General features: G+C 65.4%; 18 protein-coding genes, 1 tRNA gene and 2 pseudogenes. 9 read left to right on the top strand and 12 right to left on the bottom strand.

Annotated elements, in window-relative coordinates; translation table 11 throughout:
• Positions 1 to 76: 76 nt before the first annotated feature.
• A complete protein-coding gene (ggt, locus tag QMZ05_RS17665) occupies positions 77 to 1,822 on the bottom strand; it encodes a gamma-glutamyltransferase (protein ID WP_353701911.1) in 1,746 nt (581 codons plus the stop codon).
• Between the two features lie 169 nt (positions 1,823 to 1,991).
• Between ggt and QMZ05_RS17660 the strand changes: the two are divergent.
• Positions 1,992 to 3,332: pseudogene (locus tag QMZ05_RS17660) on the top strand (MFS transporter); the annotation flags it as partial.
• Between the two features lie 147 nt (positions 3,333 to 3,479).
• Here the strand turns inward: QMZ05_RS17660 and purH are convergent.
• From purH to QMZ05_RS17645, 3 genes are all read right to left on the bottom strand, one after another.
• Complete coding sequence (purH, locus tag QMZ05_RS17655) at positions 3,480 to 5,072, bottom strand: bifunctional phosphoribosylaminoimidazolecarboxamide formyltransferase/IMP cyclohydrolase (RefSeq protein WP_353701910.1); 1,593 nt, start codon at positions 5,070 to 5,072, stop codon at positions 3,480 to 3,482.
• Positions 5,073 to 5,334: 262 nt separating this feature from the next.
• Entirely contained in the window at positions 5,335 to 7,086 is a 1,752-nt protein-coding gene (locus tag QMZ05_RS17650) for a heparinase II/III family protein (RefSeq protein ID WP_353701909.1), read from the bottom strand.
• A gap of 137 nt (positions 7,087 to 7,223) precedes the next feature.
• Positions 7,224 to 8,570: an RsmB/NOP family class I SAM-dependent RNA methyltransferase gene (locus QMZ05_RS17645; RefSeq protein ID WP_353701908.1), complete on the bottom strand. Its 1,347-nt coding sequence runs from the start codon at positions 8,568 to 8,570 to the stop codon at positions 7,224 to 7,226.
• A 187-nt stretch (positions 8,571 to 8,757) separates the two neighbouring features.
• Here QMZ05_RS17645 and QMZ05_RS17640 point away from each other — a divergent pair, with 187 nt between their 5' ends.
• Positions 8,758 to 8,991 carry a DUF1674 domain-containing protein gene (locus QMZ05_RS17640; RefSeq protein WP_353701907.1) on the top strand — a complete coding sequence of 78 codons (234 nt, stop codon included), beginning with the start codon at positions 8,758 to 8,760 and terminating at the stop codon, positions 8,989 to 8,991.
• A 51-nt stretch (positions 8,992 to 9,042) separates the two neighbouring features.
• Positions 9,043 to 9,651, top strand: coding sequence for a thermonuclease family protein (locus QMZ05_RS17635; RefSeq protein ID WP_353701906.1), 609 nt, complete (start codon positions 9,043 to 9,045; stop codon positions 9,649 to 9,651).
• 330 nt (positions 9,652 to 9,981) lie between these two features.
• Here QMZ05_RS17635 and QMZ05_RS17630 read toward each other — a convergent pair whose 3' ends face one another.
• Together QMZ05_RS17630 and acs are read right to left on the bottom strand one after the other, a co-directional pair.
• The gene (locus tag QMZ05_RS17630) at positions 9,982 to 10,497 is read right to left on the bottom strand and encodes a L,D-transpeptidase (protein WP_353701905.1); all 516 of its coding nucleotides are present in this window, start codon (positions 10,495 to 10,497) and stop codon (positions 9,982 to 9,984) included.
• A gap of 373 nt (positions 10,498 to 10,870) precedes the next feature.
• The gene (gene acs, locus QMZ05_RS17625; RefSeq protein ID WP_353701904.1) at positions 10,871 to 12,811 is read right to left on the bottom strand and encodes an acetate--CoA ligase; all 1,941 of its coding nucleotides are present in this window, start codon (positions 12,809 to 12,811) and stop codon (positions 10,871 to 10,873) included.
• A gap of 824 nt (positions 12,812 to 13,635) precedes the next feature.
• On the opposite strand from acs, the gene QMZ05_RS17620 reads away from it, so the two are divergent.
• Positions 13,636 to 14,802 carry a DNA topoisomerase IB gene (locus tag QMZ05_RS17620; RefSeq protein WP_353701903.1) on the top strand — a complete coding sequence of 389 codons (1,167 nt, stop codon included), beginning with the start codon at positions 13,636 to 13,638 and terminating at the stop codon, positions 14,800 to 14,802.
• A 159-nt stretch (positions 14,803 to 14,961) separates the two neighbouring features.
• On the opposite strand, the gene QMZ05_RS17615 is transcribed toward QMZ05_RS17620, so the two are convergent.
• Both QMZ05_RS17615 and QMZ05_RS17610 read right to left on the bottom strand, forming a co-directional pair.
• Positions 14,962 to 15,375, bottom strand: a complete 414-nt coding sequence (locus QMZ05_RS17615) for an EVE domain-containing protein (RefSeq protein ID WP_353701902.1) — start codon at positions 15,373 to 15,375, stop codon at positions 14,962 to 14,964.
• Positions 15,376 to 15,465: 90 nt separating this feature from the next.
• A complete protein-coding gene (locus QMZ05_RS17610) occupies positions 15,466 to 16,593 on the bottom strand; it encodes an alpha/beta hydrolase (RefSeq protein ID WP_353701901.1) in 1,128 nt (375 codons plus the stop codon).
• 207 nt (positions 16,594 to 16,800) lie between these two features.
• On the opposite strand from QMZ05_RS17610, the gene QMZ05_RS17605 reads away from it, so the two are divergent.
• Positions 16,801 to 17,562 (top strand): haloacid dehalogenase type II, encoded by a 762-nt coding sequence (locus QMZ05_RS17605; protein ID WP_353701900.1) that lies wholly within the window; start codon positions 16,801 to 16,803, stop codon positions 17,560 to 17,562.
• Between the two features lie 6 nt (positions 17,563 to 17,568).
• On the opposite strand, the gene QMZ05_RS17600 is transcribed toward QMZ05_RS17605, so the two are convergent.
• Together QMZ05_RS17600 and tsaD are read right to left on the bottom strand one after the other, a co-directional pair.
• Positions 17,569 to 18,546, bottom strand: coding sequence for an NAD(P)H-dependent glycerol-3-phosphate dehydrogenase (locus QMZ05_RS17600; protein ID WP_353701899.1), 978 nt, complete (start codon positions 18,544 to 18,546; stop codon positions 17,569 to 17,571).
• Positions 18,547 to 18,792: 246 nt separating this feature from the next.
• Positions 18,793 to 19,866 carry a tRNA (adenosine(37)-N6)-threonylcarbamoyltransferase complex transferase subunit TsaD gene (gene tsaD, locus QMZ05_RS17595; protein ID WP_353701898.1) on the bottom strand — a complete coding sequence of 358 codons (1,074 nt, stop codon included), beginning with the start codon at positions 19,864 to 19,866 and terminating at the stop codon, positions 18,793 to 18,795.
• A gap of 187 nt (positions 19,867 to 20,053) precedes the next feature.
• On the opposite strand from tsaD, the gene QMZ05_RS17590 reads away from it, so the two are divergent.
• From QMZ05_RS17590 to QMZ05_RS17575, 4 genes are all read left to right on the top strand, one after another.
• The gene (locus QMZ05_RS17590; protein WP_353701897.1) at positions 20,054 to 20,782 is read left to right on the top strand and encodes a uroporphyrinogen-III synthase; all 729 of its coding nucleotides are present in this window, start codon (positions 20,054 to 20,056) and stop codon (positions 20,780 to 20,782) included.
• Between the two features lie 121 nt (positions 20,783 to 20,903).
• Positions 20,904 to 22,151: a hypothetical protein gene (locus tag QMZ05_RS17585; RefSeq protein ID WP_353701896.1), complete on the top strand. Its 1,248-nt coding sequence runs from the start codon at positions 20,904 to 20,906 to the stop codon at positions 22,149 to 22,151.
• A 20-nt stretch (positions 22,152 to 22,171) separates the two neighbouring features.
• A complete protein-coding gene (locus QMZ05_RS17580; RefSeq protein ID WP_353701895.1) occupies positions 22,172 to 23,998 on the top strand; it encodes a heme biosynthesis HemY N-terminal domain-containing protein in 1,827 nt (608 codons plus the stop codon).
• Positions 23,999 to 24,107: 109 nt separating this feature from the next.
• A tRNA-Thr gene (locus QMZ05_RS17575) sits at positions 24,108 to 24,183 on the top strand.
• A gap of 1,048 nt (positions 24,184 to 25,231) precedes the next feature.
• Here the strand turns inward: QMZ05_RS17575 and QMZ05_RS17570 are convergent.
• Together QMZ05_RS17570 and QMZ05_RS17565 are read right to left on the bottom strand one after the other, a co-directional pair.
• A complete protein-coding gene (locus tag QMZ05_RS17570; RefSeq protein ID WP_353701894.1) occupies positions 25,232 to 25,984 on the bottom strand; it encodes a TIGR02391 family protein in 753 nt (250 codons plus the stop codon).
• 350 nt (positions 25,985 to 26,334) lie between these two features.
• A pseudogene (locus QMZ05_RS17565) lies at positions 26,335 to 26,611 on the bottom strand (polysaccharide deacetylase family protein); the annotation flags it as partial.

Raw genomic sequence — 26,611 nt, 5'->3', positions numbered from 1 at the left:
TGCGCGGACCGCCAATCTATCGCGATGTTGCAGGCGGGGCAAAGCCGCGTTTGCGCGCCTTTAGTAGGCCGCGGTCTCAGTACCCCGCGGCCTCCGAGCCACGCGTGCGCGGATCGGGCGCGCCGAGCAGACCATTGGTCGTGACGAGGATCGAGTTCGCGGAGGAGTAGCCGAGCGGTTCGACCAGTCTGTGGCCCTTGGCGCGCAGATCGGCGAGCACCTCGTCGGGAAAGCCGCGCTCGATCCGGACCTCGTCGGGCAGCCATTGATGGTGCATGCGGGGCGCCGCGACCGCGGCTGCGATGTCCATCTTGTAGTCGATGACGTCGACGATGATCTGCGTCACCGCTGATATGATGCGGCTGCCGCCGGGCGATCCCGTCACCAGCACCGGCTTGCCGTCCTTCAGCACGATGGTCGGCGACATCGACGACAGCGGGCGCTTGCCGGGGCCCGGCAGATTGGCCTCGAAGCCGACCAGGCCGAACGCGTTAGAGGCGCCGGGCGCTGCGGTGAAATCGTCGAGCTCGTTGTTGAGCAGCACGCCGGTGCCGTCGGCGACGAGGCCGACGCCATACGGGAAGTTCAGCGTGTAGGTGTTGCTGACGGCGTTGCCAGTGGCATCGACCGCCGAATAATGCGTGGTGTTGTCGCCCTCATGCGGCTGCTTCGCGTTGCGCACGTCGGTCCAGGGCGTGGCGCGGGCAAGATCGATGGTCGCGCGCTGCTTCGCGGCATAGTCCTTGTCGACCAGCAGCTTCGTCGGCGCGTCGACGAAGGCGGGATCGCCGAGATAGCGGGCGCGATCGGCATAGGCCCGCTTCATCGCCTCGATCATGACATGCAGCGAGGCCGCCGAGCCCTGCTTCATGTCCGACATCTGAAAGCCTTCGAGGATGTTGAGGATCTCCAGCAGCACGACGCCGCCGGAGGAGGGCTGTGGCATCGAGACGATGTCGTAGCCGCGATAGCTGCCGCGGATCGGCGTGCGGATCACCGGCTGGTAGGATTTCAGATCTTCGAGGCTGAAGATGCCGCCGGCATTCTTGATTCCGCTGACGAGCTTTTCAGCGACCGCGCCTTCGTAGAAGCCGCGCGGCCCCTGTTCGGCAACCGCGGTCAAGACGCCGGCGAGATCGCCCTGGATCAGGCGGTCGCCCTCATGCAGCGGCGTGCCGTCGGCGCGTGAGAACGTCTTGGCTGAATTGGGCCAGCGCGACATGCGGCGATACATGTCCGCCAGCGTATCCGCGGTATCGTCGGTGACGATGAAGCCGTCGCGTGCGAGATCGATCGCCGGCTTGAGGATCTGCGCCAGCGTGAACTTGCCGGAGCCGTATTTCTCCAGCGCCAGCGCGAGGCCCGCGACCGTGCCGGGCACACCGATCGCGAGCGCGGAGTTGCGCGACTTGTCCGGATCGGGCTTGCCCTCGGCGTTGAGGAACATGTCGCGGGTTGCGGCCTGCGGCGCGGTCTCGCGATAGTCGATCGCGACATCTTCATTGCGAGCGGCGAGATGGATCACCATGAAGCCGCCGCCGCCAATATTGCCGGCGCGCGGGTAGGTCACCGCCATCGCAAAGCCGGTCGCGACCGCGGCGTCGACCGCATTGCCGCCCTGGCGCAGGATATCGGCGCCGACCCGCGCCGCGAGCTTCTCCTGTGCAACCAGCATGCCGTGTTCGGCGCGAATGCTGCTGGTCGTAGCAGTGGCTGACGGCTCGTAGGCGCGACGCTGCACCTGGCCGAGGGCGGGCGCAGCGATGCCGATCACCAGGAGAGCGGCAAACAGCCGCCGCGACATCGTTGCTGTCAGCGCCATCGAAATGTCCTGCCCTGTTCATCGCCGTATCAGCCAAACCGGCCCATGCTATATGGGAGCGGCTTGAAGCGGCAAAAGCCTGCCTGTGGCTCGATCTGGGGAATATCTTTGGCGATGACGGCAACAATGCAGACCGGGCGCGGGTGAAGCGAAGGCCTCCACCAAAGCCTATCCTGGCCGCGCAGCCGTCATCAGCTGGATCTTCTTCGACTGGGCCGCGCAGCCCTATTTCACGCTGATCACGACCTTCGTGTTCGCGCCCTATTTCGCGAGCTTCGTCGCGCCCGACGCCGCAAGCGGGCAGGCGCTGTGGGGCTTTGCGACTGCCGCGGCGGGGCTTGCGATCGCGTTGTTGTCGCCGGTGTTAGGGGCGATCGCCGATGCCAGCGGCCGGCGCAAGCCATGGATCGCGGTGTTCGGCGCGCTGCTCGTGATCGGCTCGAGCGCGATGTGGATCGGCACGCCCGGCAATCCCGACATCATCCCCATGCTCCTGCTCGCTTATGCGATCGCCAGCGTCGGCGTCGAGTTCGCGACCGTGTTCAACAATGCGATGATGCCGACCCTGGTGCCGCCGGACAGGATCGGGCGGCTCTCCGGCACCGGCTGGGCCACCGGCTATGTCGGCGGCATCCTCAGCCTCGTGCTGGTGCTCGGCTTCCTCGCCGCCAACGCAGAGACCGGCAAGACGCTGTTCGGCTTCGCGCCGCTGTTCGGCCTCGATCCGGTCATGCATGAAGGCGACCGCATCACTGGGCCGCTGACCGGGCTGTGGTTCATCATCTTCGTGACGCCGATGTTCCTGTTCACGCCGGACTATCCGGCGAAACGGCCCATGCGCGAGGCGCTCGGCGAAGGCCTGCGCGAGCTCAGGGAATCATTTGCGAGCCTGCCGAAGCAGAGATCGCTGGCGTGGTTCCTGCTGGCGAACATGATCTACACCGACGGGCTGGTCTCGCTGTTCGCGTTCGGCGGCATCTATGCCGCCGGCACGTTCGGCTGGGACACGATCCGGATCGGCACCTTCGGCATCATCCTCGCGGTGGCCGGGACGTTCGGCGGCTGGATCGGCGGCAAGCTCGACGATGCGTTCGGGCCGAAGCGCGTGATCACCGGCAGTCTTGTGATCCTGCTGTTTGCGATCGTCGTGATCCTCACCGTGAACAAGGATTCCATCCTGTTCATCCCGGTCGCACCGCCGGTGCCGGGAGGTCCGTTGTTCGCGGGTGCCGCCGAGCGCGCCTATATCGTGCTGGGCTGCCTGATCGGCGCCACCGGCGCGCCATTGCAGGCGGCCTCGCGCTCGCTGCTGATCCGTCTCGCGCCCAGGGATCGCATCGCGCAGTATTTCGGCTTGTTCGCGCTGACCGGGAAGGTGACGTCGTTCATCGGCCCGCTCCTGATCGGCGCGATCACCGCGGCGACTGCGAGCCAGAAGTACGGCATGGCCGTGCTGGTGGCGTTTTTCGTGGCGGGGCTGGGGTTGCTGGCGCGGGTGCGCGAACAGTAACCGCCGTCGTCCCGGCCAAGCGAAGCGCGAGCCCGGACCCATAACCACAGGGTGAAGTTGTTGTGCGACGCTGTGGCCCCAGCGAACTTCACACATGAAGCGATGGTTATGGGTCCCTGCTTTCGCAGGGACGACGGTGCTGACAGATCAGTGCCTGAAATGTCGCACGCCGGTGAACACCATGGCGATGCCGTGCTCGTCGGCGGCCTTGATCACCTCGTCGTCGCGCATCGAGCCGCCGGGCTGGATCACGGCGGTGGCGCCGGCCTCGATGCAGGCCAGCATGCCGTCGGCGAACGGGAAGAAGGCGTCGGAGGCGACCACCGAACCCTTGGTCAGCGGCTCGGCGAGCTTCAGCTCGGCCGCAGCATCCAGCGCCTTGCGTGCGGCGATGCGTGCGGAATCGACCCGGCTCATCTGGCCGGCGCCGATGCCGACGGTGGCGAGATCCTTGGCGTAGATGATGGTGTTCGACTTGACGTGTTTGGCGACACGGAAGGCGAATTTGAGATCGCGCAGCTCGGCGTCCGTCGGCGCGCGCTTGGTCGCGACCTTCAGGTTCATGTCCTCGACCACGGCATTGTCGCGGCTCTGCACCAGGAGGCCGCCGGCGACGGTCTTGGCGGTGAGGCCGACCGCGCGCGCGTTCGGCAGGCCGCCGGCGAGCAGCAAGCGCAGATTGCGCCGGCCGGCGATGATCGCAATCGCCTCCTCGGTCGCATCGGGCGCGATGATCACCTCCGTGAAGATGCCGATGATGGCGCGCGCCGCATCCGCATCGAGCGTGCGGTTGACCGCGATGATGCCGCCATAGGCCGAGGTGGAGTCACAGGCCAGTGCGCGGGCGTAGGCGGTGGCGAGATCGGGACCCTCGGCAACACCGCAGGGATTGGCGTGCTTGACGATGACGCAGGCCGCGGTGCGCTGCGGATCGAACTCGCCGACGCATTCATAGGCCGCGTCGGTGTCGTTGATGTTGTTGTAGGACAGTTCCTTGCCCTGCAGCTGGCGTGCGGTGGCAACGCCCGGCCGCTTCTCCGGCGTGGCATAGAACGCGGCGGTCTGGTGCGGGTTCTCGCCATAGCGCAGCGACTGGATCAGCCTGCCGCCGAAGGCGCGGAAGTCCGGCGCCTTGGTATCGAGCTGCACGGCGAACCAGTTCGAGATCGCGGCGTCATAGGCCGCGGTGCGCGCATAGGCCTTGGCGGCAAGCCGCCGGCGCAGGCCGAGCGAGGTCGCGCCCTTGTGCGCGGCGAGCTCGTCGAGCACGGCCTGATAATCCTGCGCCTCGACCACCACGGCGACGTCGTCATGGTTCTTCGCCGCGGCGCGGATCATCGCGGGGCCGCCGATGTCGATGTTCTCGATGCACTCCTCGAACCCTGCGCCTTTGTCGACGGTGGCCTCGAACGGATAGAGGTTGACGACCAGCAGATCGATCGGCGCGATGCCGTGCGAGGCCATCGCCGCGGCGTGTTCCTTGTTGTCCCGGATCGCGAGCAGGCCGCCATGCACCTTCGGATGCAGCGTCTTGACCCGACCGTCCATCATCTCGGGGAAGCCGGTGAGCTCGGAGACGTCCTTGACCTTCAGCCCGGCCGCAGCGATCGCCTTGGCGGTGCCGCCGGTCGAGACCAGCTCGACGCCCTGGCCGGCCAGCGCCTTGGCGAAATCGATCAGTCCGGTCTTGTCGGAAACGGACAACAGAGCGCGGGTCACGCGGCGAAGCTGCTCGGTCATATCGGAAAATCCTTGGCTGTTAAGGCAGCCGGGTAGCATGGTTTTGTGCGGTACGAAACCGCTTCCCGGGGCCAAATTCTTGGAAATTGCGGACGATCCGATCCTCATCCCCGTCATCCTGAGGTGCGAGCGCTTGCGAGCCTCGAAGGGTGCACGGCCCGGCTGGTGGCCGATTCATCCTTCGAGGCTCGCCGAAGAGGCTCGCACCTCAGGATGACGGGTGTGAGTCAGGCTGCGCTGCGGATCGGCGTTTCCGCCACCGTTACAGCGGCAGTTCCGGCTCGCGGCGGGCGTTGCGGCGGGCGTTGGTGGCGGTGGCCGAGGTCGAGGAGCGCACGAAGCTCCAGCGGATGGTGCCGGCGTGCCGCGCGTCCTGCCGGATCACGATCTGGGAGGTGCGGCGCGGGCCGTCATTGCCGGCCAGGAACACGCTGTCCTCGAGATCGACCTTGTCGTCCATCGCCTCGAAGGTCCAGACGTCGCGGTTCGGCAGCACCAGCATCACGCCGCGGGCATCCGACAGCCGGCTCGCCTTCACCGAGGGGTGCAGGTGGAAGCGCAGCGCGAAATCGGCCTCGCTGCCCTTGATGCGGCCGCCCGGCGCCGGCGTCAGCTGGTCCTCGCCCTCCAGGCGCGTGCCGTCCTGGGAGACCATCAGCACGCGGCGATGGATCACGCCGAAGCGCGAGAGATAGCCGTCATGCGAGGCGGTGAGCACGTCGCCGCCGGGAACGGCCTCGCGGTAGCTCTCGACATTGCTGGGCCCACTGGTGATCGGCGCGCCGCGCAGCAGCCGCTTCATCGCCGACAGCTCGACGAACTGGCACGACGAGGTGTCGCGATAGGTCAGCGTCGAATGCGCCGCGGTGGAGCGCGCGAACGGCCGCCAATTGTCGCGCCCCGTGGACGGCATGCCGCAATTGACGACGATGCGGCTTGGACCCGAGGAGAGCTCGAACGACAGGCAGCCGGCATGCGCATCCTGGCTGACGCTCGCCGGCGGCGGCGGACCGGTATCGATGATCAATGTGGTACTACCGGCATCGAGGCGCTGGAAGCCGGTATGCGGCATGCTCGCCATCGGCACGCCGCGGGTGTCGTCATAGGCGAGCAGCGTCGCGACCAGATCTGACGGCGCGGTCGACATGCCGTTGAACAGCGCGAAGCTGCCGTCGCCGTGACGGAAGAAGCGCAGCATCGGCATCATGCGGTCGATCGCGTTGAGCAGCGCCGGCGGCGGCGCGATATTCCTTGCAGCAAAGGTCTGGCGCAGCGGCAGCAGATCGCTCAGCAGTTCGACCAGCGCGCCGGGATTGCGCGAGATATGGCCGCCATCGGGCAGGATCTGGCGCTGCAACTCGTCCGACAGCCTGCGCGTCGCCGACTTGATATTGCGCGCCTGGTTGGCGAGGCAGAGCGAGGCGTAGCACAGCGCGATCAACACCTGCAGGCGCGGCACGCCGTCATTGTCGAGCGTCGCGTGACGCAGGTAGCGGATCTCGCGCGCCAGCCCGCGCAGATATTTCCGGTAGAATTTTCCGTCGGTGTCGCCGAGCACCAAGGGAGCTTGCGACAACAGCGAGATCACGCGCCGCGCGCGCACATCGGCGCGCCGCTCCAGCGGCCGCTTGCGGGCCTGATTCGAAATCCAATCATCGACCAGCGAGCGGGCATTGGCGCGGGTCAGCGCGGTGTCGGCGGCGCGGAGGTGACGCAGCCAGCCGAAGCCGAGCAGGGCGGCTTCCCAATCCTCCGACGGCGGCTCGAGATCGAAGATCGAGCGGCCGTGGCAGGTGACGATCTTGCCGGCGAACACGAATCGCCCGGCATAGATCTCGGCGGCGCGGGTGGCGTCGGCGGTCCGCAGATCATGCGGGGCGATGATCAGCCGGTCGGTGCGGCCGGGCCACAGCCGCGACAGCGCAACTGTGCTTCCGCTGGCGCGTGCGAGCATGCTGCGGGCAAAGCGGCCAGCAATCAGCGTCGAGATGCGTCTGCTTTGAGCGACCGACACGCCTAACCTTGCGGGGAGGGAATTTTCAACGAATCCTTATTTAATCCGGAAACGCGGCCAAGGCACCTTCTTGATAAACAAGACACCCTCTTGATACCGCGCGAATCACTTCGAGCTTAGAGGACTGAAGTTTAAAATCAGGATTTAACCAGCCGGGCTGCGTAAAAGCCATCCAGCCCGCCCAGCCGCGGGTCGGCGTTGGGTAGATGGCTCGGCAGGGTGCGCAGATCGCCGTCGGCGGTAATGATGTCGTCGAGGCCGGCGACCTCGCTTGTCTCGACCGGCGCACGGCGCAGGCCTGATTCGCTCGCCAGCAGCGCGGCAATCGCGTGCTCGCCTTCCTCCGGCTCCAGCGAGCAGGTGCAGTAGACCAGCGTGCCGCCGGGCTTCAGCAGATGGGTGGCCTTTTGCAGCAGCCGCTTTTGCAGCGCCGACAGCGCGGCGATGTCGCCTTCCTGGCGCAGCCAGGCGACGTCGGGATGGCGGCGGATGGTTCCCGTCGAGGTGCAGGGCGCATCGACCAGGATACCGTCGAAGCTTGCGGCCTCGGCGGGCCATTCGGCGGCGTCGGCGACGACAGTGTCGGCCTGCAACGCCAGCCGCGTGAGATTCTCGCGCAACCGCGCGACCCGCGCCGGCGAGCGGTCGACCGCGGTGACCTGCGCGCCTGCCAGCGCGAGCTGGGCCGTCTTGCCGCCGGGCGCAGCGCAGAGATCGGCGATCGCCTTGCCCTTGATGTCGCCGAATAGGCGCACCGGCAGCGCCGCGGCGGCGTCCTGCACCCACCACTGGCCTTCGGCAAAGCCCGGCAGCATGGTGACGGAACCCTGCAGCAGCGTGCGCACGGTTCCCGTCGGCAAGGTCTCGCCGTGCAGGCGGCTCGCCCACTGCGCAGCGTCCGACTTCACCGTGAGATCGAGCGACGGCTCGTGGCCGAGCGCCAGCGCCATCTCGCGCGCGGTGGCCTCGCCGTAATGCGCGTTCCAGCGCGCCAGCATCCATGGCGGCAGGTCCAGCGTCTGCGTGCTGATCTCGTCGATCAGCCCCTGGCCCTCGCGCGCGCAGCGGCGCAGCACGGCGTTGACCAGCCCGGCATATTTCGCCGCGCGGCGGTCCGATTGCACGAGCCGCACCGAAAGATCGACCGCGGCGTGGTCAGGCACGTCCATCCAGAGGATCTGCGCGGCGCCGATCAGGAGCGCGCTCTGCGCGCGCGGCGCATCGGTCGGGATGCCGCGATCCAGCAGGCGCGACAACAGATGGCCGAGCGTGCCGAGCTTGCGCAGGATGGTCGAGACCAGCCGGCGCATCAGCGCGCGGTCGCGATCGGCCAGCGATTTCAGGCCGGGATGCGCGCCGGCGCCGTCGAGCTGGTCGTCGAGCGTGCGGTGCTTGTGCAGCACGCCGTCGAGGATGTCGGCCGCGATGCGGCGCGCCGCGAGACCGGGGACTTCGGCAGGAACTGCAAATCTTGAAGGGGGCATGGAGCGGAGATATCTCGAAGGTGCTGAGTTACATTCGGCTCATGCCCATCAACTCGAAAACACCTCTGGCATGCGAATATGCCAAATGTAAGAATCGCCTAGCGGATTTCTTGATCGTGATGTCGTCACTGAGCCAACACCAGGATACGAAATTCGCAGGCAGAAAGTTTTGCCAAGAAGGCCTGCCATGTCTGAGAGATCGTCCGAGAAATCGCCATCGCCGCCGGAACCCGCACCGCGCAAGCCGCTGACGCCGGCAGCCCAGCGCGCGCTCGCCGAAGCCGAAGCGCGGCGCAGGGCTGCCGAGGAGCTGGCCGCGCAGGATGCGGCCGCGCGGCCGAAGGAATATCAGGGCCCCAAAGGGCTGGAACCGACGCGTTACGGCGATTGGGAGACCAAGGGCATCGCCTCGGACTTCTGAGAGCCTTTGGCGTGTCTTGCCTGTCGGCCCGACTCAAGTCAGTCTGGGAATATGTCCCCATACGAGAGAATAAATCCTTATCGTGGGACGGGACGTCCGCCCTTCCGCAGGTCCCCTTGGGGCCGCCGCGTCTCGGCGGCGCTGCCTTGGGTGTTCGTGCTCGGCATCGCCGTCGGCAGCATGCTTCCGATCCGCCGATTTGTGCCTCAATGGATGCCGTTGCCGTCGCATTGGTCGTTGAGCCGGTCGCGCGACGCCGATCAGATCTTGCAGCGCTCCGCTGCGCCTGACGCCAGGCGCAGCGTCGATGTGATCAGGACGATCGATGGCGACACGTTCGAGGCGCGGGTGCATCTCACGCCGGGCCCGGATCTCTATACGCGGGTCCGCCTGCGCGGCATCGATGCGCCGGAGCTCAAGGCGTCGTGTCAGCGCGAACTGCAGATGGCGCAGGCCGCGACGGTGGCGCTGCGCGATCTGCTCGGCCAGGGCGATGTCGCGATCTACAATATCGGTCCCGACAAATATCAGGGGCGCGTCGTCGCCGATGTCGCGACCAGGAAAACCGACAATGTCTCGGCCGCGCTGCTCGCCGCCGGTCATGCCCGCGCCTACAATGGCGGCCACCGCTTCGGCTGGTGCGGATATTTTGCGCGTTAGAGCGGAATGAGTTTTGTTTGAATCGGCTTGGCGCGGTCTTGGTTCCACCTCTCCCCAGCGGGGAGAGGTCGGATTGCGCCTGGCGATGCGAAGCATCGTCCAGTGCAATCCGGGTGAGGGCTCTTGCTCTCTCGATGGACCGTAGCCCCTCACCCGATTTGCTGCGCAAATCGACCTCTCCCAAGGGAGAGGTGAACTTTCGACGCCGTTGCAGCTCAACCCAATCTCATCATGCGTTAGGCCATCGCCTCGTGGTCGCTAACGACGCCGATGACGCAAACAAAAAGCCGCGCAGATGCGCGGCTTTTCTTTCGGCGAAGGACTGCGCGATCAGCGGGTGACGACGACAGTCGTGCCGACCGAGACGCGCGAATAGAGATCGGTGATGTCGGTGTTCAGCATGCGGATGCAGCCGTAGGAGACGAAGCCACCGACCGAGCCCGGCACGTTGGTGCCGTGGATGGCGTATTCACCGCCGGCCAGCGTCATCGCGGCGACGCCCATCGGGTTACGCGGCGAGCCGCCGGCGATCACGTCCGGGATGCTCGGCTTGTCGCGCTTGACCTCGGCGGGCGGCGACCAGGCCGGGTTGCGATACTTGCCGTCGATCTTGGTCGTGCCGGCCCACTGCTTGCCGGACTTGCCGACGCCGACCGGGTAACGCATCGCGTGGCCGGAATCGAGAATAAGATAGAGCCGCCGTTCGTTGGTCTTCACCACGATGGTGCCCGGCTCATAATTGTCGGCGTGGATTCCGACCATTTCCGGCCGCGCTTCGGCCGTCTGCGACATCAAAACAACCGCACCAAGGGTGGCAGCGAACGCCACCGCAAACTTCATCGACATCAACCTCTCCACTTCCCAACAGCTCCCGTGAGGGAGCCAAAAACGAAGGTGCAGAGCCCTGAAAAAACCGGGCCCGCCGGTCTCACGCACGCAATATTAACCGCGTGTCTTAACCGGGTGGTTTCACACCGGCCGCGAGACACGTCCTGATGGCGGGCAGAAAAGGAAAAGTTCGGATTAAAGTAAATGACCTGAAAACAACACTTGGCCACAAACGCGCCGCAATGGCGCCTTGCCTCTGACAATCCCGTGAAATGACCGCTTCCACCCGCGTTTTCGAACGCGCTTTCGAGCGACATGGGACGAAAGCGAAGGGCCGCGGCGGTGATCGCGCGCGGCCCTTGCTGCATGTCTCGATATTGCCGCCGCCGGGCTACTTCTTGTTCTGCCGGTTTTGCACGAGGTCATCGACCACGGCGGGATCAGCCAAGGTCGAGGTGTCGCCGAGGCTCGACGGCTCGTCCTCGGCGATCTTGCGCAGGATGCGGCGCATGATCTTGCCGGAGCGCGTCTTCGGCAGGCCGGGCGCGAACTGGATCAGATCCGGCGAGGCGATCGGACCGATGTCCTTGCGGACCCATGCGACGAGCTCCTTGCGCAAGGCCTCGGTCGGCTCGGTGCCCTTCATCAGCGTGACATAGGCGTAGATGCCCTGGCCCTTGATGTCGTGCGGGTAGCCGACCACGGCGGCTTCCGACACCGCCTCATGCGCGACCAGCGAGCTCTCGACCTCGGCGGTGCCCATGCGGTGGCCGGAAACGTTGATGACGTCGTCGACGCGGCCGGTGATCCAGTAATAGCCGTCGGCATCGCGCCGGCAGCCGTCGCCGGTGAAGTACTTGTTCTTGTAGGTCGAGAAATAGGTCTGCTCGAACCGCGCATGATCGCCATAGACCGTGCGCATCTGGCCCGGCCAGGACTTGGTCAGGCAGAGATTGCCCGAGGTCTCGCCGTCCAGCGTCTTGCCGTCGGCATCGACGATCTCAGGCACCACGCCGAAGAACGGCCGCGTCGCCGATCCCGGCTTCAGCTTGGTCGCGCCGGGCAGCGGCGTGATCAGGATGCCGCCGGTCTCGGTCTGCCACCAGGTGTCGACGATCGGGCAGCGGTCGTCGCCGACCACGCGGTAATACCACTCCCAGGCTTCCGGATTGATCGGCTCGCCGACCGAGCCGAGCAGGCGCAGCGATTTGCGCGAGGTCTTCTTCACCGGCTCGTCGCCGCCCTGCATCAGTGCACGGATCGCGGTCGGCGCGGTGTAGAAGATGTTGACCTTGTGCTTGTCGACCACGTTCCAGAAACGCGAATTGTCCGGGTAGTTCGGCACGCCCTCGAACATCAACGTGGTCGCGCCGTTACAGAGCGGCCCGTAGAGGATGTAGCTGTGGCCGGTGACCCAGCCGACGTCGGCGGTGCACCAGTAGATGTCGCCGTCGTGATAGTCGAACACGTATTGATGCGTCATCGACGCGAACACGAGGTAGCCGGCCGAGGTGTGCAGCACGCCCTTCGGGGTGCCGGTCGAACCCGAAGTGTAGAGGATGAACAGCGGGTCCTCGGCATGCATATGCTCGGCCGGGCATTCTGATGTCACCACCTTGGCCGCCTCGTGATACCAGAGGTCGCGAGTCGGGTTCATGTCAACAGCACCACCGGTGCGCTTCACTACCACGACCCAATCGACGCCGCCGGTCTTGGCGATCGCCGCATCGACATTGGCCTTCAGCGGCACCTTCTTGCCGCCGCGCAGGCCTTCATCGGCGGTGATGACCACCTTGGAATCGCAGTCCTTGATGCGCTGGGCAAGGCTGTCCGGAGAGAAACCGCCGAACACAACCGAATGGATCGCGCCGATCCGCGCGCAGGCCAGCATGGCGTAGGCGGCTTCCGGGATCATCGGCAGATAGATCGTGACGCGGTCGCCCTTCTTGACGTTCCGCGTGCGCAGGATGTTGGCCATCTTGCAGACTTCGTCGTGCAGCTGGCGGTAGGTGATGTGCTTGGATTCGGAGGGGTCGTCGCCCTCCCAGATGATCGCGGTCTGGTCGCCGCGCTTCTCGAGATGGCGGTCGATGCAGTTCCAGGCGACGTTCAACACGCCATCCTCGAACCACTTGATCGAGATGTTGCCGGGCGCGAAGGAGACGTTCTCGACCTTGGTGAAGGGCTTGATCCAGTCGATCCGCTTGCCGTGCTCGGCCCAGAAGCCGTTGGGATCCTTGACCGAGTGCGCGTACATCTCGCGATATTTGGCGTCGTTGACATAGGCGCGCTTGGCCCAATCGGCCGACACGTCATAGATCTTCTCGGACATCATTTCCTCCACTCATTGCCGATCGCAAACAACGCGACGGCAAGCCGTCCTGATCATTGCTGCGATTATGCGTTGCCGCATTCCGGCCCGGCAAGGAAAAAGGACTGTCACTTTCGTCGCGTCGAGCCGCCGGGCATTGCGCCGGCTGCCACATCTGATTGGGTGGTTTACCGCGCCTCGTTGACGAGTGAAACCTATGCGCCATCGTGTGCCCTAGTCACTGGTCTCTTGGTCGTAGTGGTATCGTTCGCCGCTCCGCTTGCTTGCGCCTCGTGCCGTCGCCGGAGCCGATCGGTGTCGCGAAAGAATTGGCGATCACGATCGGTCTGGCCGGCGATTTGAAGAGCCTAGAGGGCAACGTTCGGCCGCGCGTTGACGCCGGCCGGGACGTGGCGCTTCGACACCCATCGTGCCGGACCGCTCACGGCGCGCTTCGATGAATTGTCGAAGGGTAGTTGCGATCATCTGCGCCGACGATTTCGCGCCGGAGCGCCGCCGCAGCTCCCGTGGCGCGTCCCTCCGGGGACCGGGCGGGAAACGACATGGTCCCTGACCTGTCTCGCCGTCGTCGCGGTCCTCCAAAGTCCGGTTCCCGGACCGCGCTCCCGCTGTTTTGACCGATGCCGGACAGCCCAAAATCAAGGTTAGCGGGCGAATGGCACCCATGAAAGGTATTTAGAAACCGCAGATAACCGATTCGCGACTCGCAATGTCAGTCTCGACGCCCTAAATCGCCATTCCGAGGCCGGACGGCCCCACCGGAACGAAGCCCGAAGCAACGGCATTACCGGGAGAACAGCGGAACAAGGCGTCTGACGAGTAGTATGATGGATCAGCAGAACATCGCGGCTGTGCGGCCCATGTCCGCCGATCCCGCTGTCGCCCTGGCGAAGGCGCTGGGCCAATGGCCCAAGCCGTCACCCAAGTCCAAGATCAAGTTCGACGCCCCGGCCGCAGCTGCCATCAAGACGTCAGTTGAAGATCTCGCCCGCGATCTGGGCCTGCGGCTCGGCGACCAGAACGAGCTGACCATCCGCCGCGTCAAGCGCGGCAAGAATTATTCATTCGTTCGCGCCAATGGCTCGCGCGTCCGGGACGCTCGCACCATTCGCCGGCTGCACGCGATGGCGATGCCGCCGGCCTACCGCCGGGTGCGCTACTCCACCGATCCGAACACGCATCTGCAGGCGGTCGGCCTCGATGCCGCCGGCCGGCTGCAATATCGCTATCACGCCGATTGGGAGAAGGTCCGCGAGCAGCGCAAGGCGCATCGCCTGGGCAAGCTGGTGGCCGCGCTGCCGAAGATCCGGCGCAAGGTCTCGGCGTTCCTCTCCGGCGACGAGCCGACGCGCGAGTTCGCGCTGTCGGCGGTGATCGAGCTGATCGCGCGCACCGCGATCCGGCCCGGCAACGAATCCTATGCCCGCCTCAACGGCACCCGCGGGGCCACTACGCTTTTGAAGTCCAACGTCACACTGGAAGACGATTCTCTGGTGCTGACCTTCAAAGCCAAGGGCGGCAAGGCCGTGCGCAAGGAATGCGACGCAGCCAAGCTGGTGCGCGCGATCGGTATTCTGCGCGACGTCCCGGGCAAGCGCATGTTCCAGTATTACGACCGCTCCGGCGTCGTGCGCGCCGCCTCGACCACGGCGGTCAACGCGTTCCTGCGCGAGCTCGCCGGCATCAAGATCTCGCTGAAGGATTTCCGCACCCTGATGGCGTCGGCCGTCGTCGTGGAATCGCTGTCGCGGATCACGCCGGCCGCCAGCCAGCGCGGCCGCAAGCGCCAGGTGCTGGACGCGATCCGCGCCGCCGCCGACCAGCTCTCCAACACGCCGGCGATCTGCCGCAAGAGCTATGTCCACGACACCATCGTCACCGCGTTCGAGGACGGGATTCTCGAGCGCTTCGCCGCGACGATGGGCGGCTACCGCACCCAGTCCAAGCGCGAGCAATTGCTGGCGCAGGTGGTGATGGCGGCGGGGGCGTAGCACTCTGTCGTCCCGGCCAAGCGAAGCGCGAGCCGGGACCCATAACCACAGAAGCACGAGATTGAGTGAGCTGTGGTCCCAGCGCGCTTCAACAACGCAGCCCTGTGGTTATGGCTCCCTGCTTTCACGAAAGCAGGGACGACGGTTGAGATTGGGACGCTACAGCCCGCCCATCTTGCAGACGTACTTCCATTCCTCCGCGGTCACCGGCTGTACCGAGAGCCGCGAATATTTCACCAGCGCCATGTCGGCGAGCTTCTTGTCGGCCTTGATCGCGGCCATCGTCACCGGTGTCTTCAGCGGCTTGTCAGCCTTGATGTCGACGCAGACGAACTTGCCGGCCTTGTCGGTCGGATCGGGATAGGCTTCCTTGATGATCTCGGCGATGCCGACGATCTCCTTGCCCTCGTTGGAATGATAGAAGAACGCCTTGTCGCCCTTCTTCATGTTGACGAGGTTCTGCCGCGCCGTGAAGTTGCGCACGCCGGTCCAGGCCTCGCCCTTCGCGCCCTTGGCGACCTGCTGGTCCCATGACCAGGTCGACGGTTCGGATTTCACCAGCCAGTAATTCATCGCGACTTCACCCCGTTCTCGAACGCCGATTGCGCGGCAATCTACAGGCAGCTCGATGCCCGCGACAAGCGCAGGTATCCGGCCTCATGCTCACTGCTTCAAATAGCGATCGAAGAATTTGGCGATATCGGTGAACGCCTCCCTGGTCTCGGGGGCGTCGATGTTCATCTGGTACTGCGCGTGCGACTGCCCCTCATAGACATTGAGATCGGCGATCACGCCGGCGCGGCGCAGTTTGCGATGGGTACGGACCGTGTTGCTGAGAAACAGGTCGCGCGTGCCCGACGTCAGGATGGTGGGCGGAAAGCCCTTGAAGTCGCCGTAGATCGGCGAGATGTAGGGATTCTTCAGGCTGGTGCCGTTGGCGTAAAGCTTGGCGGCGCGGCCGAGCCATCCGTCCCAGGTCACCAGCACGTTGTCGCCCCACTCGTTGCTCGCATAGCTGTCGCCGATCTTGTCGATGTCGGACCATGGCGTGCTCGGCGCGATGGCGGCGGGCAGCGGCAGCCTCTCGTCCTTCGCCCGCAACACCATTGCGAGCGTCATCGCGCCGCCGGTCGAGGTGCCGAAGATCGCCAGCCGGTGGCGCTCGTGCGATTTCAGAACTTCCTTCCACACCGCCATCGCGTCGTCCATCGCGGCCGGATACGGGAAGTCCGGCGGCATCCGGTAGTCGATCGAGATGACCTTGTAGCCGCCGAAGCCCGCCATCATGATGGCTTCCGGCAACGCCGCTTCGCCGGGGTCGAACACATAGCCGCCGCCGTGCACGTGGATCAGCAGGCGCCGCCGGTTCTCGAGCGCGATCTTGTTCGGCGTCACGATGTAGCAGTGCACGCCGGCAAGTTTGGTTTCCTCGACCTTGACGCCGAGCTTCGCCTTCATCGTCGGAATATTCGCGATGGCCTCCTTGGCGCGGCGATTGATCAGCTCCTTCCATTCGGCCGGGGTTTTCGGGTCGGCGTTGAAATGCGGCGGATAGGGCGTGCCGATCATCGCCTGCATCTCGGGGGACACGTCAGCGGTGGGGTTGCCGATCGATTTGAGCGGCGCGACCCGCTTGCCGTTGTCGGCATTGGCGGCCGCTTCGATCTTTGCGAGGTCGTTGTACGAGGTTGCGGTTTGGGCGTGGGCTGCGGTGGACGAGGCGGCGAGGGCGGCTGCAAGGTTGATCGAAAGAAGGCCGATCGAAAGGAGGACGCGATGCGGTCGACGCATGGGTTTTTCCCTTGGGACCCGTTTTTCGATTGTTCGACCGGGATCCGACGGTTCGCCAGTCACGCTAGTACGGCAGGTTCTGGCCGTGAAGGGCAGCCTGCTGGGGTCGATTGTTCTGAAATCTGGAATGATCTCTGCCGGAATCCGGCAATTGTGCCGTGACGCTTTTCCTGTGATCGAGTGGCTCCTCGTCTTGCAGGAGATCACATGCCTCTGAATCGCCGGACATTCACTGCCTTGACCGCCGCGTCCGTCGCGGCGGCGGCCGCGTTGCCGCACCAGGCGCGCACCGCAGGCCGCCCATCGCTCAAGGCGATTGCCTTCGACGGCTTTCCAATCATCGATCCGCGTCCGGTGTTCGCGCGCGTGGAGGAGATGCTTCCGGGCAAAGGTGCCGAGTTGAGCGCCCGCTGGCGCAGCCGGCAATTCGAATATGGCTGGCTCAGGACCCTTGGCGGCTGCTACATCGATTTCTGGCGCGTCACCGAGGACGCGCTGGTGTTCGCAGCCAAGGCAATGAAGATCGAGCTGCGACCGGAGCAGCGCGACCGATTGATGCAGACGTATCTGGAGCTCAAGGCGTGGCCCGATGTCCTGCCGGCGCTTCGACGACTGCGCGATGCCGGCGTGCGTATGGCGTTCCTTTCGAACCTCACCGCGCCGATGCTCGATGCAGTGGTCAGGAATTCCTCACTGGAGGGACTGTTCGAGCCTCACCTCTCGACCGACAAGGTTCAGGCCTTCAAGCCCGACGCCCGCGCCTATCAGATGGGTGTCGATGCGTTCGCCCTGCGCAAAGAGGAGATCGTCTTTGCGGCGTTCGCCGGTTGGGATGTCGCCGGCGCGAAGTGGTTCGGCTATCCGACCTTCTGGATCAATCGCGCCGCTGCGACCGTCGAGGAGCTTGGCGTCGTGCCTGACGGCGTAGGACCAGGCTTGAGCGATCTTGCGGACTTCGTCGGCGCGTGACGCGTGTTACTCGGCCTTGAATGGCCGCGTCAGCAGGCCTTCGATCGCCGCATCGATCGTCAGCCGGTCGCTCAGGATTGCGGCAACCGCGTTTGACACCGGCATATCGACCTTTTGCGCGGCGGCGAGCTCGCAGAGGACCGGCGCCGTGAACGTGCCCTCCGCGAGCTTGCCGACCGGCGCGGCTTCACCCCGCCCGAGCGCGAGGCCGAGCGCGAAATTGCGCGATTGCGCGGTCGAGCAGCTGAGCAGGAGATCGCCAAGCCCCGACAAGCCAGCGAGGGTTTCGGTGCGCGCGCCGCAAGCGCGGCCCAGCCGTGCGAGCTCGCTGAAGCCGCGCGTGGTCAGGGCGGCGAGCGCGGAAGCGCCGAGATTCTTGCCGACGACGATGCCGGCGGCGATCGCCAGCACATTCTTGGCCGCGCCGCCGATCTCGACACCGCGCACGTCTGACGTGTGGTAGGGCCGGAAGGTCGCCGAGCCGAGCGCCTGGACCAGCGCGCGTGCGAGCGCTTCGTCGCCGGTGGCCAACGTGACGGCGGTCGGCAATCCGCGCGCGACGTCGTCGGCGAAGCTCGGTCCTGACAGAATGGCAGGTATGGCGCGCGGCGCGGCTTCCGCGACCACCTCGGTCATGAATTTGTGCGTGCCATGCTCGATGCCCTTGGCGCAGGCGATCACCGGCGTAGCAGGTTTGAGGTGCGGCGCGAGATGGCTGACCGCCGCGCGCAGATGCTGCGCGGGGGTCACCGCCAGGATGATGTCCGCGCGCGCGGCCGCGGCGATATCCGACGTCACCGCGATGCTTGGCTGAAGCCGGACACCGGCCAGCTTCGGATTGATCCGCGTCGCCTCGATCCGCGCGGCATGCTCGGCATTGCGCGCATACAGCGTCACCTTGCGCCCGGCGCGTGCTGCGACCTCGGCCAATGCGGTGCCCCAGGCGCCGGCCCCGATCACGCTGACTGACATATGCGCGGGCATCGGAAACCCCTAGCTCGACTGTGCTCCCTCGCCCCGCTCTTGCGGGGAGAGGGTTGGGGTGAGGGGCTGCATCCGCAGACACCTGGCGTGTGGAGAGTCCCCCTCACCCGGATTGCATCTTCGATGCAACATAGCCGAAGCTTTGCTTCGGCGTTGTTTTGGACGCCCGCCAGAGGCGGCCTGCGCCTCTCCCCGCAAGCGGGGCGAGGTGAAGCGGTATCCGCGGCGCGCGTTGTCGAACATGACTCAATATCCGGCGCGGCTGTTAGCGTGGCCGGCCGGCGCCTTGGCGTTGGCATCGAGCAGCCAGCGTGCCCGCGGCGGCGCTTCCAGCGTGTCGGTGAGGCCGAGCGCCATCCGTTCGGCGCCGGCCCAGGCGATCATCGCGCCGTTGTCGGTGCAGAGCGCCGGCGGCGGAATGATCAGCGTGGTCTGCGCTTTCGCCGCGACATCCTGGAGCGCGCTGCGGATGGCGTGGTTGGCGGCAACGCCACCGGCCGCGACCAGCGCGCGCGGCGTGCCGAAGCGTTCCTGGAACAACCGCAAGCCGACGGTCAGCCGGTCCGCGGTCGCTTCCAGCACCGCGGCCTGGAAGCTCGCGCAGAGATCGCTGATGTCCTGCGGCTCCAATGGCTCCAGCCGGCTCGCTTCATTGCGCACCGCCGTCTTCAATCCCGACAGCGAGAAATTCGCATCGGGACGGCCGAGCATCGGGCGCGGAAAGGCAAACCGCGTCGGGTCGCCGCCGGCGGCTGCGCGCTCGACCTGCGGTCCGCCGGGATAGGGCAGCGACAGCATCTTCGCGACCTTGTCGAACGCCTCGCCCATCGCGTCGTCGACCGTGGTGCCGAGCCGGACATATTCGCCGACGCCGACCACGGCGACGATCTGAGTGTGGCCGCCCGAGGCCAGGAACAGGCAATAGGGAAACGCCAGCGCGCAGGTCAGCCGCGGCGTCAGCGCGTGCGCCTCGAGATGGTTCACCGCGATCAGCGGCGTGTCGTGCACCATCGCGATCGCTTTCGCCGTGGTCAGACCGACGATCACGCCGCCGATCAGGCCGGGTCCGGCGGCCGCCGCCACCGCCGACAATTGTCCGTAGCCGACACCGGCCTCTTTCATGGCGGAGGCGACGATGCCGTCGAGCAGGTCGACATGGGCGCGCGCCGCGATCTCCGGCACCACGCCGCCGAAGCGGGCATGCTCGTCAGTCTGCGAGCGTACGACGTTGGAGAGGATTTTCGCCTGTCCGTCAGCCTGGCGCTCGACCACGGCGGCTGCGGTTTCATCGCAGGTGGTCTCGATCCCCAACACCAGCATCGGTGGTTCGTGTCCCAATTTCGGCCCTTGTGCTACCAGCATGATCCGGACAGGCCGGAACCGGTTTCCGGCAAGATCATGCCCATCAAATGTCCCCTCCGGGGTAGCATTGCGAGGTCTCAAAGTGCAATCGGTCGCCAAGGTCCAATCTGCAGGGGCCAATTCGTAATGCGGGAGGCCTGACCCCGTGACCATCCTTGTCACACGACCGCATCCGGACAATGAAGCCACGCTCGCGACGCTGCGCCAACGCGGCTTCGAGGCGATCGCCGCACCGGTGCTGCGCTTCGAGCCGTTGCCGTTCCATGACGACGATGCGGATTACGACGCGGTCATCCTCACCAGCGCCAATGCGCCGCGCGCCATCGATCTTGCCGGCAGCCGGCTGTTGCGGCTGCCGCTGTTCGCGGTCGGGACCCACACCGCCGATGCCGCGCGCGCCGCGGGCTTCGACAGGGTGATCGTGGCCAAGGGCGATGCGATCTCGCTGCGCGATCTCGTGCTCGCGCGGGTCAAGGCCGGCCAACTGCCGGCGTCCGCCACGCTGCTCTATCTCGCCGGCGCCGACCTGTCGCGCGATCTCGCCGGCGAACTCAGCGAAAAGGGCCTGACGGTCGTGACCCACACCACCTACCGGATGGCGCCGGTGGCGGCTCTTCCAAGGGAGGTCAGCGACGCCTTCATGGCGAACCGGATCACGGCGGTGCTGCATTATTCCCGCCGCAGCGCGCAGGCGTTCCTGGACACCATCCGGGCCGACGGCCTGGAGATTTCGGCGCTCGCGCTGCCGCAATGCTGCATCTCGGCCGCGGTCGCCGCGGTGCTCCATGACGCCGGCGCGACCAAGGTGGTGGTGGCGGCGCGGCCGGACGAAAACGCCCTGCTGGAGGCGCTCGACCGCGCGATGCGGCCGTGACCGGAATTAATTCTTTCGTCTGACCATGATGTTAGGCAATGCTCCGATTTTCGGATCGTGCTCTAAGAACCCGGGCCGATTCTGATAGAGTGTGCGGCCAGTAGTTTTGAGGACCCTCGCGATGGCTGAAGAAAGGCCCGACGACACAGGACCTTCGCCGGATTCCCGGCCCAAGCGCGCGCCGCCGACCATCGATCTTCAGGCGACCGAGATCTCCAGCGAGACGTCGAAGGCCGAGGGCAGCACGGAAGCCGCCCACGACGCTGACAGGGCAGCGGAGTCGGCTGCGCCCGAGGCGGAGCCCCATCCCGATCCTGCTCCTCATGCGGAGCCGCAGCCCGAGGCCGCCTCCACGCCGTCCTCGGCCGAGCCGTCGCGGCCGGTGTCGCCCTGGGTGGTAGCGCCGCTGTCGGGCGCGGTCGCCGCAGCGCTGGTGATCGGGGTCGGCTGGCTCCTCGGCTGGCCCGCGGTGCAACCGGCATCTGCGCCGCAGCCTAATGCCGCAGCGGTCGACGAGCTCGGCACGCGTCTCAGCGCGCTTGAGTCGAAGGCCAGCAGGCCGGTCGCCGCGGCCGCCGATCCCGCGGCAACCGCGCGGCTCGAGGCGCTCGACAAGTCGATCGCCGCGTTGCGCACCGAGCTCGCCGCGACGCGGGCGCAATCCGACAAGCTTGCCGCTGCGGTCAATGACGCGAAGGCCGCGCCGCGCGATGGCGCGGCTGCGCCTGACATTTCCGGCATCACGGCGCGCATCGACAAGGTCGAGGGCGCGGTGAAGGCGCAGGGCGCCGCGATCGCGCGGCAGGACAGCAAGATCGCCGACACCAAGGCCGAGGCGAAGGCAGATGACGTGCCGCTGCGCCGCGTGGTCGCGGCGTCGCTGCTCGACGTCGCGGTGCGTCACGGCGATCCCTACGCCTCGGCGCTCGAGGCTGCCAAAGCGATCAGCGACAATCCCGACCTGCTGAAACCGCTCGACGTCTTCGCTGCATCGGGCGTGCCGAATCCGAACAAACTATGCCGCGAGCTGATCGAGATCGTGCCGCAACTCGCACCGCCGCCGCCGGAAGCTGCGGCAGCAAGTGCCGGGCTGGTCGATCGTCTGCAGGCCGGCGCGTCCAAGCTGATCCGCATCGAGCGGACCGACGGCACGGGCACCGACCGCGGCAGCATCGTCGCGCGCGTGACATCGGCCGCCGTGCATAATGATCTCGCATTGAGCGAACGCGAATTGAAGTCGTTGCCGCCGGCCGATCGCACCGCGGCGCAATCCTGGCTCGCCAAGGTGGACGCGCGCCGCGCCGCGCTCGACGCGTCGCGGAAATTTGCCGACAACGCCATGGCGGCGCTCGCCACGGTCAATCAATAGCTCCTTGCAATAGGTTCTTGATGATCCGGATCATTCTGTTCCTGCTGCTGATCGCGCTCGCTGCAGCGGGTGCCGCCTGGTTGGCCGATCAGCCCGGCGATCTCGTGCTGAATTGGGGCGGCTTGCGCCTGACGTCCAAGCAGCCGATGTACCTGCTCGGCCTCGTCATCGTCGTCGCGATGGTCGCCGGCGCGATCCTGCGCGCGCTGTGGAAGGTCCCCGGGCACATCCGCCGCGGCCAGCGCGAGCGGCGCCACGCCCGCGGCCGTCACGCCATCACGCAAGGCCTGCTCGCGATCGGGCATGGCGATTCGTCGGCGGCGCGTGCGCATGCCGAGGTGGCGCGGCGTCACGCGGGAGGCGATCCGCTGGCGCTGTTGCTGCACGCGCAATCGGCGCAGCTCGACGGTGATCGCGACGGCGCGCAGCGCGCCTTCCGCGCCATGGCCGAGCGCGCCGACACGCGGCTGCTCGGCCTGCGCGGCCTGTTCATCGAGGCGCAGCGCGCCGACGATCCGGTGGCGGCCGTGATGATCGCCGAGGAAGCGCTGAAGATGTCGCCGTCCTCGTCATGGGCTTCGCATGCGGTGCTCGGTTTCTGCTGCGCCAAGGGCGATTGGGCCGGCGCGCTGTCGATCATCGACAACAACCAGACTGCCGGACTGATCGACAAGGCGACCTATCGGCGGCAACGCGGCGTGCTGCTCGCGGCGCGCGCGCTGGAATTCGAGACCATCGATCGCGACCTGTCGCGCTCGAGCGCGATGGAGGCGCTCAGGCTGGCGCCGACGCTGATCCCGGCCGCGGTGCTCGCCGCCAAATTCGAGAGCGAAGCGCATCAGATCCGCCGCGCGATGCGCATCGTCGAGACCGCGTGGCTGGCGCAGCCGCACCCCGATCTCGCCGACGCCTATTCGCATGTGCGGCTCGGCGATTCCGCGCGCCAGCGCCTGGTGCGGGTCGAGACGCTGGCGGCGAAAACGCCGGGCAACATCGAGGGTGCGCTGGCGATCGCGCGCGCCGCGATCGATGCGTCCGAGTTTGCGAAAGCGCGCGCCGCGCTGGAGCCGTTCACGGCGGCGCCGACGCAGCGCGTCGCGCTGTTGATGGCCGAGATCGAGCGCACCGAGCATGGCGACAGCGGCCGGGCGCGGGCCTGGACCTTGCGCGCGGTGCGCGCGCTGCATGATCCGGCCTGGACCGCGGACGGCTATGTCTCGGATCGCTGGCGTCCGGTGTCGCCGGTCACCGGCCGTCTCGATGCCTTCCAATGGCAGACGCCGGTGGCGGCGCTGCCGTCCGACAAGGGCAACGCGATCGAGCCCTCGCCGTTCGAGGAGGCGATGCTGGCGCCACGCCGGGTCGAGCCGCCCAAAGAATCGCCTAAGGAGGTGGCCCTCGAGCCCGAGGCGGCCAAACTGCCGGAGGCAGCCAAGCCGGTTGAGGCGGTCGGGGCCAAGCCAACTGAGCCCAAGCCAACTGAGGCCAAGTCAACTGAACCCAAGCCCGTTGAGCCTGCCGCGCCGACCGCGCAGGATAACGCCCCGCTGCCGGCGGCCATCGAGGCCGAGCCGGCCCCCGCTTCGGACGGCACCCCAGCACCGGAGCCCGCTCCGCCGCCCGCGGCCGAATCAACGCCTCCGGCGCCGGCCCCCTTGTTCCGTTCCCGGACCGATCTCCCCAAGGCGCCGCCGGCGCCCATTCCGGCCGTGATCCCGATCATCCGGGCCCCTGACGACCCCGGGGTCGACGAGGACGGGGCCGTGGACGAGTTTGCGGAACAAATCGGCCCGCCCAAGGCCCAGATCGGCGGTTGGCGCGGATTTCTGTCACGTTTGGGAAGCTAATTCGCGGTTAGATGTCAGGTGCGTGGTTCAATAACCGCGTTTTCCTTGCCAATCGGGGTCATGCCCGATATCAGGTGGCGCGAATGATCAGGCCGTTGCCGAACGGTTTGCCGCAATAGCTCAGTTGGTAGAGCACGTCATTCGTAATGACGGGGTCGGGGGTTCGAGTCCCTCTTGCGGCACCAGTAATTTCAATAGGTTAGTTTAGTCTCGAACGGCGTCGCGCTAAGATAATCAATGCAATAATAATCAATCCTGCAGTGGATTGCTGGGTTCCGGAAACGACCGCAGATGCCCAAGCCAGAGCGGCCCTGAGCCGAGTTGGACACGCGAATGCAAGTGATGAGCGGTGCGCCCTGCATGATCGAGGTCCTCCAGAACCGTCTGTAAAGAACCTTTTATACAAACGGCGTTTGGGGATCCCTCCGATTCCGATTTGCATTACTCAATGTGAACCCACGCATTAGGGACTAAGGTCGCGGTACGGGAATGGGGCTCGAATTGTTTTCTGCGGGATAGCACCCGTAGTGCCCATCCGGCTCAGGCATTCGCACGCAAAAATATACTTCGTACGCATCAATTCGCGCGGTCCAATAGCTTGATCCGCCTGGCATGACGTTGGCGGGGGACACGACTGTGTTGTCTACAATCGAACCCTCGTAAACGGTCGTTGAATCTCGATGTGTCGATGGTGAGTAGAATAGCCTGCAGTCACCCTTGCCACTAAGCTCTTCGCTGAGCTTGTTGTCGACATAAACGTCCTGCACCTGACCGGAGCACTGGAGGACGAAGCCCGTCCTCTTGTCGACCAGGTACGCAACTAGATTGCACGAGTGTGTGGTGCTTCGGCCATCTTGCACTGAGATGCAGTGCATCTTGTTGTTTTTCAGCAGTTCCCAAGCTGTCGATTGGGCAGTAGCTGGAGACCCTCCGAACAACAGAAGGATGATGGCGCCAAGTGCGCAGCATAAACCGGATCGCAGTTCCATGAGCGGATGATCCCCAGCCCTGATGAAACGACCTTCAAATCAAGTCGTGCATTTGCAAAGTACAATCTAAGCGAAGCGCTTTCCAAAGAATACAAGAGCCTGATACAAAGCACATCATCTGCGGAAAAATTCGCTAGGTTTGTCAATGCTGAAGGGCGCTGTTGGCAGTGCCCGCCCAACCGTACTACCTCAATCAACCACTCAGCTCAGTGCTCGTTTCGTTCGCCCGCGCTCAGGTAGCGATTTAGGTAGCCGGGCGTCGAACGTCGACAATGCGCAGGAGATGCGTCGCGAGCAAAACTTGTTCCTGTGCCTCGCGAGGATCACTCAAAGCGACGGTACGATGCGAGTGCGGGTTCTTGTAGGACCCGATCGCGCCAGCAAAGAGATGGCATAGTGCTTCGCGTTCGGCTTCAGGATGCGATTGGTCGGCGAGCGGGCCGCTTTTCGCATCGAAAGCCTTACGCATGAGTGGGACGCCGATGTCAGTCGGCTTGTAGCCGCCGGCTTCGCGCACTGCGACCTCTACAGCCTTAAAGGCCGCGAAAACGGCCTCATCAAGCTCACCCCGCATTAGCGCTGAGTAGACCTTCTTTGCGATCGACGGGTGAAGCAACGATTTGGGAAATTGGCGCGCCGCGCGGATGCGATCGAAGTCTTCTTTCGAGCCCACGCTTTCGCCATCGGAGGTCAACACCATCCATCCGTTACGACCGTTCGTGTCGGGCGCCGGCATGATGTATCCCTCGCGGGAGAGGTATGCCCATGTCTCGTTGAGCAACGCCTCGACCCGTGACTTGGTGTGGTACGGATAACCGTATTCGTTGGCTGCGGCCATGCCGGTGCCGACCGTTACCTGTGGCACACTGGCGGGCCAGAACATGTTGCCAGACTGACGGCGCGCCTTGGCCAACTGCAAGAGGATTGGCGCGAGCTCATCGGGCGTGAGTTCGAGCAAAAGTTCGGGTGTGGGAAACAGCGAAAACAGGGTGTCCATGGTGGCATCCTAGCGATGACTCGCTCATAAGTAATTGAGAACGGAAGATAAACAAAATTTTAGGTTTGCTCCGGCCTGATTGCGGGCGAGGGTGCGTGATTTCGGAATATTAGAAGAAAATTCCCTGATTTGCCCGACGGGTCAAGTTGCCTTGTCGAGCGCCGGCACCCGCCAGCTCCTTTGCATGGGGTTGTTTTCGATATTTTGGCTGCGCGCATCTGAGGCAGGGAATTTCGCCACCGTCGTCCGCAGTGATTTGCCGGTAGTCGACGCCGACACCGCAAATGAAAGCGCCCCTGGATCCGATCCAGGGGCGCTTTGCGTTGAGTGTGTTCGGCGTATTCGCGGCGTTACTCGGCGACCGTCTGCACGACGTTGCCGATGGGCCGGCCCGATGCGACCGGCTTCTCGGTCTTTGCCATCATCGCGTCGTATTCGGGCAGCGTCTCGATCTGGGTCTTGGCCTTCATCCAGACCACCTTGTAGCCACCGGCCTTCAGCTTGCGCAGCAATGTCGGCAGTGCCTGCGCGGTGTGCTTCTGCAAATCATGCATCAGGATGATGCCCTTGTGCTCCTTGTCGAGCTTGGTCATCACGTTGTTGATCACCTCGTCGGAGCTCTTGGAC

Origin of the sequence: Bradyrhizobium sp. INPA03-11B (genome assembly GCF_040446015.1) — a bacterium.
Taxonomy (GTDB): domain Bacteria; phylum Pseudomonadota; class Alphaproteobacteria; order Rhizobiales; family Xanthobacteraceae; genus Bradyrhizobium; species Bradyrhizobium macuxiense_A.
Note: the sequence above shows the minus strand (reverse complement) of the source record. Positions and strands in the feature narration are given on the sequence as shown.

Bases quoted from the DNA above. Each gene is read 5' to 3' on its own strand.
- ggt (WP_353701911.1), bottom strand. From the start codon at position 1,822: ATGGCGCTGACAGCAACGATGTCGCGGCGGCTGTTTGCCGCTCTCCTG.
- purH (WP_353701910.1), bottom strand. From the start codon at position 5,072: ATGACCGAGCAGCTTCGCCGCGTGACCCGCGCTCTGTTGTCCGTTTCC.
- QMZ05_RS17645 (WP_353701908.1), bottom strand. From the start codon at position 8,570: ATGCCCCCTTCAAGATTTGCAGTTCCTGCCGAAGTCCCCGGTCTCGCG.
- QMZ05_RS17640 (WP_353701907.1), top strand. From the start codon at position 8,758: ATGTCTGAGAGATCGTCCGAGAAATCGCCATCGCCGCCGGAACCCGCA.
- QMZ05_RS17635 (WP_353701906.1), top strand. From the start codon at position 9,043: ATGTCCCCATACGAGAGAATAAATCCTTATCGTGGGACGGGACGTCCG.
- QMZ05_RS17630 (WP_353701905.1), bottom strand. From the start codon at position 10,497: ATGTCGATGAAGTTTGCGGTGGCGTTCGCTGCCACCCTTGGTGCGGTT.
- acs (WP_353701904.1), bottom strand. From the start codon at position 12,811: ATGTCCGAGAAGATCTATGACGTGTCGGCCGATTGGGCCAAGCGCGCC.
- QMZ05_RS17620 (WP_353701903.1), top strand. From the start codon at position 13,636: ATGATGGATCAGCAGAACATCGCGGCTGTGCGGCCCATGTCCGCCGAT.
- QMZ05_RS17615 (WP_353701902.1), bottom strand. From the start codon at position 15,375: ATGAATTACTGGCTGGTGAAATCCGAACCGTCGACCTGGTCATGGGAC.
- QMZ05_RS17610 (WP_353701901.1), bottom strand. From the start codon at position 16,593: ATGCGTCGACCGCATCGCGTCCTCCTTTCGATCGGCCTTCTTTCGATC.
- QMZ05_RS17605 (WP_353701900.1), top strand. From the start codon at position 16,801: ATGCCTCTGAATCGCCGGACATTCACTGCCTTGACCGCCGCGTCCGTC.
- QMZ05_RS17600 (WP_353701899.1), bottom strand. From the start codon at position 18,546: ATGCCCGCGCATATGTCAGTCAGCGTGATCGGGGCCGGCGCCTGGGGC.
- tsaD (WP_353701898.1), bottom strand. From the start codon at position 19,866: ATGCTGGTGTTGGGGATCGAGACCACCTGCGATGAAACCGCAGCCGCC.
- QMZ05_RS17585 (WP_353701896.1), top strand. From the start codon at position 20,904: ATGGCTGAAGAAAGGCCCGACGACACAGGACCTTCGCCGGATTCCCGG.
- QMZ05_RS17580 (WP_353701895.1), top strand. From the start codon at position 22,172: ATGATCCGGATCATTCTGTTCCTGCTGCTGATCGCGCTCGCTGCAGCG.
- QMZ05_RS17570 (WP_353701894.1), bottom strand. From the start codon at position 25,984: ATGGACACCCTGTTTTCGCTGTTTCCCACACCCGAACTTTTGCTCGAA.